7 protein-coding genes and 1 CRISPR repeat array are annotated in these 8,843 nt (G+C 69.7%); of the genes, 1 reads left to right on the forward strand and 6 read right to left on the reverse strand.

Going from position 1 to position 8,843, the window contains the following annotated elements:
• Positions 1–214 precede the first annotated feature (214 nt).
• The 6 genes from IE265_RS37815 to IE265_RS37840 form a co-directional block, all read right to left on the reverse strand.
• Positions 215–724, reverse strand: coding sequence for a MerR family transcriptional regulator (locus IE265_RS37815; RefSeq protein ID WP_190040336.1), 510 nt, complete (start codon positions 722–724; stop codon positions 215–217).
• Positions 721–1,200 (reverse strand): RNA polymerase sigma factor, encoded by a 480-nt coding sequence (locus IE265_RS37820; protein WP_190040337.1) that lies wholly within the window; start codon positions 1,198–1,200, stop codon positions 721–723. Before IE265_RS37820 ends, IE265_RS37815 begins: the two co-directional genes overlap by 4 nt.
• Positions 1,190–1,510, reverse strand: coding sequence for a hypothetical protein (locus IE265_RS37825; RefSeq protein ID WP_190040338.1), 321 nt, complete (start codon positions 1,508–1,510; stop codon positions 1,190–1,192). Before IE265_RS37825 ends, IE265_RS37820 begins: the two co-directional genes overlap by 11 nt.
• Positions 1,511–1,720: 210 nt before the next feature.
• Entirely contained in the window at positions 1,721–2,116 is a 396-nt protein-coding gene (locus IE265_RS37830) for an SAM-dependent methyltransferase (RefSeq protein ID WP_190040339.1), read from the reverse strand.
• Positions 2,117–2,697: 581 nt separating this feature from the next.
• Positions 2,698–4,065: direct repeats of the CRISPR family, unit length 29 nt; unit sequence CTGCTCCCCGCACCCGCGGGGATGGTCCC.
• Positions 4,066–4,613: 548 nt separating this feature from the next.
• Entirely contained in the window at positions 4,614–6,098 is a 1,485-nt protein-coding gene (locus tag IE265_RS38900) for a hypothetical protein (RefSeq protein WP_229916961.1), read from the reverse strand.
• Positions 6,095–7,549, reverse strand: a complete 1,455-nt coding sequence (locus tag IE265_RS37840; protein WP_190040340.1) for a hypothetical protein — start codon at positions 7,547–7,549, stop codon at positions 6,095–6,097. Before IE265_RS37840 ends, IE265_RS38900 begins: the two co-directional genes overlap by 4 nt.
• A 437-nt stretch (positions 7,550–7,986) precedes the next feature.
• Between IE265_RS37840 and IE265_RS37845 the strand changes: the two genes are divergently transcribed.
• A complete protein-coding gene (locus IE265_RS37845; RefSeq protein ID WP_190040341.1) occupies positions 7,987–8,253 on the forward strand; it encodes a hypothetical protein in 267 nt (88 codons plus the stop codon).
• The last annotated feature ends 590 nt before the right edge of the window (positions 8,254–8,843 follow it).

Genomic DNA, 8,843 nt, shown 5'->3' on the forward strand with positions numbered 1-8,843 from the left:
AGTTGCGAATCGCCGCATGAAATAAACGGTCAGAAGCCCGTCCGGAAAACGCGAGGCCCCTCAATTCTGTTCTTGGCTGCGGACACGTGGCCCGAGTCGCCGCCAGACACGACGTACAAGAAGCCGGCACGCGGGATCTGCACCACTGAGACCACCAGGGCGAACCAAAGGATTCCCGGGATGAGACCGATGATGGCAGTCAGCACGCTCAGGGTCATCGGGCCCGCCCCCATGGCAGCCAGTCAGGTGCCCAGCTTCCCTCCTCCTGGCCTGCGTGCCGCCCCTGTCGTGCTGCGGCCTCGGTCTCCACAACGACCTCGGTGATGCCGCCTCGAGCACCGTCGGCAAGTTCGTAGGAGCGCCGTACCTGTTGCCCGTCCGGCTCCTCGTACTCGTGCAGCAGAGCAGCGTCGACGAACTCGCGCAGGACCTGGCGGGTGTCGCTGAGTGGGATGCCGGTGGCTTCCGCCACCTGCAGCAGGTCGACCCGGCCGCGGTCGGCGTCGCGGAAGTAGCCGGCAATCTCGCGGACCGTGCGGTTGTGCAGTAGACCGCCTCGTGCGCGGGCGACCAGTTCCCTGGCCTTCTCGCGGCGCCGGGCCTCCGCCTTGACGCGCTCCAGCGCGGCAGCGACGGTCTCCGGGACCGAGTAGTGCGCGACGACGCGCGCGTAGCCTGCGTCGGGCTCGGTCGCTTCGCCACCGTGTGTGGGATCCGTTGTCATGCCTCCTCCGTTCCGAGCATGTGTCGCAGGGCGCGGCGCGCATGGGCGAGATTGCTGCGGGCCTGTTCCGGCGTGCAACCGAGGACTTGGGCGATCTCCTCGGGCTTCAGGTCGGCGAGGGTGAGTGTCATGACTGCTTGCTGACGTGGCGGCAGAGACTTCACGGCGGCCCCGGTCATCAGGGCCAGCTCCGCCGCGGCGAGGTCGTCGGCGACCTGACGGTCGGCAACGTCGGTGTCCGGTAGAGCAGAGTGCTGACGTGAGGCCAGTCGGACTGCTACTCGGACAGCGACCGTCCGTACCCATGCTTTCGGCGTCTGGACCTTCTCCCATTGCATGAGCAGCCTCGTCATAGCTTCTGCGGTGGCATCCTCCGCTATCTGGGGCGCGAATCCGCGATAGAAGATCAGCATGGCCACGACCTTCGGGTACTGGTTCGCGAAGAAGACTTCATAGTCTTCCGCCTCACTTCCCACCCCTGCCGTCCTCCCCCTGCGGCTCGTCGCCGGGCACGACCACGCGCCTGACGATGAGGACCACGACGACGATCAAGAACACGAGCAGCGCTGCTGCCAGTGTGATCCTGGCGGACTTGGTCGTTGCGTACAACGTACCGAGTCCACCCAAGACCGTGTTGATGAGCAGCACCAAGCCGGTCATCTCGTTCTGCCTCTGCGACCCATGGCTCCCACCCGGCTGCTGCAGCCTTTCGACGCGCGAAAGCTGTTCTGCTTCTTCACCGAACGGCAGTTCGGGTAGGGACTCGGAGTTGTTGATGTCGGTCATGTCTTCTGAGAGCGTCCCGACCGCACCAACATGAAATGTGACGTGCAACACGCCCCTCAAGGCGGGCTACGGCGCGGCGCCCCGGCACTCTGGGGACGGTGAGCGTCGAAAACACGGGCGCCGTAGGTCAATTCACTCGCCCCGCTTGCGGCCCACTGACGCTTTCAGAAGTCCGCGGAGCCTGACCATGCATCGGATTGCCGAGGGTGATCACTCGTCGCCGTAGCGGTAGACGAACAGCCCGCCGACGCGTACGAGCGGTTCGCGGCCGGGTATCGGAAACCCGTAGCTGATGACCTGCAGCGGTTTCGCCCGCCCTTGCACCTCAGCCTCCAACTTGCGCGCGAGGCGGGCCGCATACGGGCCAGCGGTGAAGACGTACACACTGTCGACAACCTCCGGTACAGGCACCGACCAGTAGTCGCACCAGCGAACCCTGACCTGCCCGCGGTACCGCCGGCACCTCACCCGGGACACCAGCCACAGCACCGGGTTGATCTCGAACCCGCGGGCTTCAAAGCCGCGCCGGGCCGCAGCCACAAGCAGAGCCCCGTCGCCGCTCCCCAAGTCCAGGATGGTGCTACCCGGAGGCAGTTGCTCGAGCACCAACTGAATCTGGCGCGGCAGAGTAGGAACATAGGGGGCACCCCGCAACACCGTAAGACCAAAGAGCGCCACCAGTGCGGCCAACAGCCCGATTCCCCACCCCAGAGCCAACCACCCCACAGCGCGACCATAGCCCCCATCCGACCGCGGTTCGAGGTGCGGCAGTCCCCGCAAGCCGCACCACACCTCCCATGACCGGAGGGCACGATGTCTGACTCTGGACTTCGAGCCGATGGCGGCACAAACGTGGGGACAAAGAAGTGTCGCGGCAGTGATGTTGAAGGACAAACCTGAAGAAGTGGACGGTAGCGCAGGCACGAGGTGGCCGCCGCCCCAGACCCAGGCCGCCGACGGAAGCGGCCAAACATCGCAAGAACCAGGGCCCCCGTTCCAGCCCCTGCCGATCAAACGCCCAGACAGAAAACAGTCAGTTAGCGCACCACCGCGATCCCTTCGCCAATAGAATGACCGATTCATCGCGGAGCTCATGGAACCCTATGCCACCTATGGTCGAATTGCCGGAATTGGCGAAAGTGTGTGAAAACCTGCCTCGGGCCGGGTAAACCCGCAGGTCGCGCAGTCTGCTCCCCGCACCCGCGGGGATGGTCCCTACAGCGAGCTGCGGGACCGGTACGTCCGGGACTGCTCCCCGCACCCGCGGGGATGGTCCCTGCTCGGGGCGACCTGGTTCTCCGGGTCCATCTGCTCCCCGCACCCGCGGGGATGGTCCCGTGCTGACGGGCGGCAGCGGGCAGGCGACCGTCTGCTCCCCGCACCCGCGGGGATGGTCCCAGGATCAGTCCCCGGGCAGTGCCGCCGACATGCTGCTCCCCGCACCCGCGGGGATGGTCCCGCCTCCAGGACGTCGCCGAACGCGAGCTGGAGCTGCTCCCCGCACCCGCGGGGATGGTCCCGTGGACGCTCACCCAGGTGTCCGTGGAAATGCCTGCTCCCCGCACCCGCGGGGATGGTCCCACGTCCGCGACCGTGGTCGCGGACGCGTCCGGCTGCTCCCCGCACCCGCGGGGATGGTCCCGGAATCGGCGCGCACGGCCGTTACCAGGTGATCTGCTCCCCGCACCCGCGGGGATGGTCCTTCGGCGATCAGCCATTTCCGGTAGGCGCCCGTCTGCTCCCCGCACCCGCGGGGATGGTCCCGCGGTCGCGGCGCCGTTGCCGGCGGTCGTGGCCTGCTCCCCGCACCCGCGGGGATGGTCCCTCCTGCTCCGCCTTCAAGCCGGCGGCGGCCTGCTCCCCGCACCCGCGGGGATGGTCCCTCGGTCATGCACATCGACCAGGTCGCACTCTGCTGCTCCCCGCACCCGCGGGGATGGTCCCGCTTCCGCAGTGCGCAATGCGCATGCACCGCTCTGCTCCCCGCACCCGCGGGGATGGTCCCCTCACGCAACAGGACGTGTGCAGCCGGTCCGGCTGCTCCCCGCACCCGCGGGGATGGTCCCCCTTTGGGTTACGAAGTAACCCTCTGTAGTTTCTGCTCCCCGCACCCGCGGGGATGGTCCCATGTCCGGCCGCCTGGACGTGGTGGGTGCGCTCTGCTCCCCGCACCCGCGGGGATGGTCCCTCGGCAGCGTCTACGCCCTGGCGAAACAGCTGCTGCTCCCCGCACCCGCGGGGATGGTCCCGACAGCGGGTCCGGGTGCCCGAGGTCGGCGAGCTGCTCCCCGCACCCGCGGGGATGGTCCCGGCCTCGGCCTGCATGCGGTTTCGTACGGACCCTGCTCCCCGCACCCGCGGGGATGGTCCCGCCACCCCCGGCCGGTCCTGGCAAACCGTCCACTGCTCCCCGCACCCGCGGGGATGGTCCCGCCGCTCAGGCGAGGGTCGAAGCGGCCCGCGACTGCTCCCCGCACCCGCGGGGATGGTCCCAGCTGACCGCCTGGAGTTACGGCCCGCCGTTACCTGCTCCCTGCGCGCGCAGGGATGATCCCGCCAGGTCAAAGCCCACGTGGTCGCGTTCCCTGCTCTCCGCACCTGCGGGGTGATGCCGTGCCAGACCCCGATCGGGCAGGAAAGCAAGGCAGATCTCTGCTTCGTGGAAGGCAGCCGGTTCGACCAAACCCAGCTGGCCAAGGTGTAACAGTCGGCACTGACAGGCCCCCCAAATGATCACCAGCCGGGCTGCGGCACGACCCCAAACCCGCCAAGCGCCCGCACACGACACCCTCAGACGTCCGCACTCCTCCGGAACAGACCAGCTCATCTACGCCAGTCCGTCGCTGGAACCAACGGCCGTCCATCTGCAGTGCTGTGGCACATCCGCGAGCTGTCCCTGTGCCCCAGCTGCCTCCACCCGCTTCCTGTGCCCCGAATGAAAATGGCCGAGATCCCGCCCATTCGTCTCAGCGGATCAGCCCGCCTCAGGCCGGTGCCCGGAGCGGGGTGCTGGCAGCGCCGGGCAGGGGGATGGCCGGGCTCCGCGTTGGGCGACCCGGTCGTCCCTCTGGCGTTCCTTCGACCAGCAGCTTTTCGTCGTCTCCTACGCGTAGGGCCAGTACCTCGGCGTACCGGGCTCGTCATTGTTCTCGCGTGCGGCAAGCGGGGGCAGCAGGCCGTTGCCGGGCCACAGTTGCCGTTCTGCCACGAGCGGGGTGAGGAACAGGTCGACCTTGGCCAGGACCTGGGCTCGGTCGGTGGGCCCGTGGGCGAGGAACTCGTCGGCTGCCTGGTCGTAGGAGCGCACCTGGCTGTGTGGCCCGGTGCAAACAAGGGCGCGGGCGATCTCCGGCAGGCCCAGGCTGAGGGCATCGCACTCCCCCGCCCGGACCAGGCCGACCAAGTCCGCGGTGACGCGTTCCCAGTCCCCGACGGTCGGCCAGTCGGCGCCGCCGTCCAGTTCGTGGGTGAGGGTGGCCAGCGGGACGATCTCCTGGTGTCGGCGCCCGCGGGTGAGGCGGTCGTGGATCCGGGCGCCGTCGGGCTGCGCCACCGTGGGGTGGAGCAGGGAGGCTGCGGCCACCAGGGTCGTGTTGATCTCTTGGGTGCCGGGGCCGGGGTAGTACGGCTCGTGCGCGAACAGCAGATACACGTCCGCGGTGCGGGTGGTGGTGTCGGGTCGGGTGGTCATGGCGTGGAATCCCTTCAAGGTTGGGGAAGCGGGCGGGGGCTTTGGCGTCGGGTGTGCCGTTCGCCGGGTGCCGGGCGGGTAGGGGCCCAACGGGCGGGCGTGCGGGTGCGCCGGGTGGGCGTCGGCGGGTGCGTCCTGGGTGCGGGTGTGCTCTGGCGCGCGGCGGCCAATCTGATCCGCGAGTTGGACCATCAGCTGTTCGCAGGCAATGAGTTGGTCCGACACGGTGCGGGTGTCGTGGGTGTGGAGCAGCTCGGCGGCGTCCCACAGCGTGTGCCGGCCGATCTCGGCTGCCCGGCGCAACACGTACGGGTCGCCGCCAGGGTCTGCGTGGGTGAGGTGGGTGTGCCAGGCGGCGAGGCGCTGCAGGAAGCGGCAGGCGGCTTCGCCTTCGACGGTTCGGGCGTGTTCGCCGGCGCGAGCGTCCAGTGCGTCCGGCAGGTGCTCGGCGAGCAGGACCGCCAGCGCCGCCGCCGGCAGCACAACTGCGGCTGGAATGCCGCGGGCGAGCGCGAGTAGCCCGAGGACCAGGCCGAGGGCGGCCGTGCCGGCGGTGGCGGGGCGTGCGGTCAGTGGGCCCAGGCGGATCCGGTGCGTGGGGCGCCGGGCCAGCCAGCGCAGCCCTGTGCGCTGGGCGCGTGTGGGGTGCGGGGTGAACACGGCGATGCGGTGCGCCTGGTCGGGTGGGCTGCCGTCGGCGGGGACGGTCCAGTCGATCCATCCCCATCCGGTCCGTTCGCGGATCACGACGGGCGCGCAGCCGCTGCAGTCCGGGCCGCAGACGACATGCCCGCCGCGTTGTGCGCGGGACTGCTGTCGCTTCCAGCGTTGTGGTCGCTGGGCGAAGGGGATCAGTGATGGAGCGTTTCCTGCCGTGCGTGGGGTGCGGTCGCTCATCGGGTGCTTCCTTCCAGCAGGCGGGCTGATGCGGTGGTGCAGGTGGTGCAGCGGCCGTCGCCGTGGGGGTGGGCGCGCCGGGGTGTGGGACCGGGGCAGATGCGGCAGGGCGGCCAGCCCAGGCAGGCAGGGCAGAGGTCTTCGCCCGGGGCGGTGGCGGGATGGCCGCAGCCGGCGCATTCGACCAGGGCCCGGTAGGTCAGGGCCTCTGTGACGGTGCGCGCGGCAGCCGCGGTCGCCGACGCCCGCTCGGGTGCGGCTGGCGCGTCCCACGGGGGCAGATCGTGCTGGTGCACTGCCAGGGCAGGGGGTGGGTAGGCCTGGGCGGCGCGGAGCCGGGCGGCGATGATCGCGGCGACCGAGGTGCGCACCGGGTGGGGCAGGGGCCGGCCGGTGATGATGTGGCGCAGCTGCTGCGGGCTCCAGCCGCCGTCCATCATCACGGTCGCGACGCGGCCCTGATCAGTCAGTGCCTTGCCGGTCAGCAGCAGTTCAGGGTGATGGGCGCCGATGTCGAGCAGCAGGCGGATCCCCGGGTGCAGTTCATCCGCGGCGGGAAAAGCTGCTGGCGGTGCTGCCGTACGCGGCCGGTCCGTCCCGCCGGGTGTGTGGGCGACGTCGTTGTCGCCCCGGGGACGGAGGGGGCTGGTGTTCTGCTGGGTGGTCTTCTGAACGATGGTGTTCTTAGTGGGGTGATCAGCCGACGTCGGGTTGTCCACTGATGGAAAACCCGACGTCGGCTGCGACCTGCGGTGGGACGGGCTGGGCAGGTCGGTGATGACGTACACGGCGGCGCCGAGGGTGCCGTCGGGGTTGCGTTCGCGTTCGCGCAGCAGAAGGCCGTGTCGTTCCAGTTCCTTGAGGCCGCTCTTCACTGCTGCTTCGCCCTCGCGGCCACAGCGTGCCAGGGCTTGCACGCTCATCCGCCAGCCGTCCCGGTGGGTGCTGACGAGCCCGAACAGGCCTCGTGCCTTGAACGACAGTTGGCTGTCGCGGAGCAGGCTGTTGGCGATCTGGGTGAACGCGCCTGCCGCCATCACGCCACGGCGGATCCCCGCCGCGGAGACGGCCGCCGCTTCGTGTGCGGGTGCGCCGGACGGTGTGCCGGGCGGCTGTGCGAGCACGGCGGGGTCGCAGCCGGCCGGGCGGTCAGTGATCGAGTAGACGATGTCGCCGAGCGTCCCGTTGGCGTTCCGGAGCTGTTCGCGCACGAGGTAGCCGCGGTTTTGCAGTTCGCTCAGGCCTGCCCGGACGGCGTCCCGCCCGTCGGGTCCGGCGCGCACCAAGTCGGCGACGGTGACGTGCCAGCCGACGACGTGGGTGCTGATGCAGCCGAAGATGCCCTTCGCCTTGAAGGAGAGGCTCGCGTCGCGGAACAGGCTGTTGGCGATCTGGGTGAACGCGTCTGCTGCCATTGCCCCACGGCGGACTCCCGCCCCGAAGCGGGTCATCGCGACTGTCCGCGCGCGGTGAGCGCGCGGCCGTGGTTGCTCTGGCGTACGGGTGCGGGCCGGCCAGGGTCACAGGGTGGGGCGACGGGCGCAAGGTCCATGACTCCAGCTCACCCACGGGCCCCGACCGAAGGGACGGCCACCGGCCCCGACCATCGGTCACGATCGGACAACGCGCCCGCCCAGCACTGCGACCACCGTGGCTGTCGGACCAGGGGTGTGGCGCGCGGCCGGGCGGTGGCGCCGATCCCGCCGAGGAGCGCGGTGCATCACCGTGCCGTGGAGCGCAGCGGGCCTGCGATCAGGGGCAGCGGCAGCGCCGACGGCTTCCTGCATGGAAGAGAGTTCTGCCGGACAGCGGGGGACGCAGCTGCCTCCGCGGACTTCGCCCGGCAGTCGGGCGGATGTTCGATGGGTGAAGGTTCGCGATCTTCCAGATGTCGATCGTGGCCGTGTCACAAGGTCCTTGGGTGGTCATCCTCGGCGTCACGTTCGTCATCGAAGTCGCTCTCTTTGCGTTCTTCTGCCTGTGCGACCCCGACGACAACTCGGGCGCAAGCTCACTGTTTATCCTTGGCCTCGTCGCGGTGCCGGTGATCGGGGGCCTCGCTGCGCTGTTCGGATTGATGGGACTCGGGCTGGTGGCCGCACTGACGTTGGGTGCGGTCATGCTGGTGTGGCTGGTGGCTTCCGGGTTCAGCTAGGCCGCAGGCACCCCCGGTGGCTGCGAGGTCGTCGGCGGGGACACGCTGGTGGGCCATCGGGTCTGCGAAGGCCTGCGCGTCGCCGACCTGCCCGGTAGGGACGAAGGCCGCCGGTGCCATGGGCTGTCAGCGGCGAGAGGGATCTGGGCGCAGCTACGCGTCACCGCGCTGGCTTCCGTCACGTCATGGTCGGGCCGACCACCACTTCCCTGACGCTGCGCATGTGATGCGCAGCGGTCGGATCAGGGTGCGCAGCGGCACTCTGCGCAGCCGAACCAGCGGTGTGCGCAGGCGGGTTGCGCATAGGAGTGCGCAACCTGCGCACGGTGCTGGGTTGCGCCCGTGCGCAGAGCCGGGCGCTGGGATGCGCAGCCGCCCGCGGCGGCCGGATGGTGTCCGTCTGCGCGTCCGGTCACTGGAGGTGCGAGAAGGCGGGACTACGGTCACTGGTCGGGGAACGTACGGCCGGACAGGGTGGGCTCACCGGCCTACGGCTGGTGCGTGGTCGGGCTGGTGGTCGGGCCGACCGGGTGGATTCGAGGGATCGTTGCAACACGGCGTGAGTTGATCAAGCAGCGAGCAGTTTATGC

Source organism: Streptomyces fructofermentans, from assembly GCF_014651055.1.
GTDB classification, from domain to species: Bacteria; Actinomycetota; Actinomycetes; order Streptomycetales; family Streptomycetaceae; genus Streptomyces; species Streptomyces fructofermentans.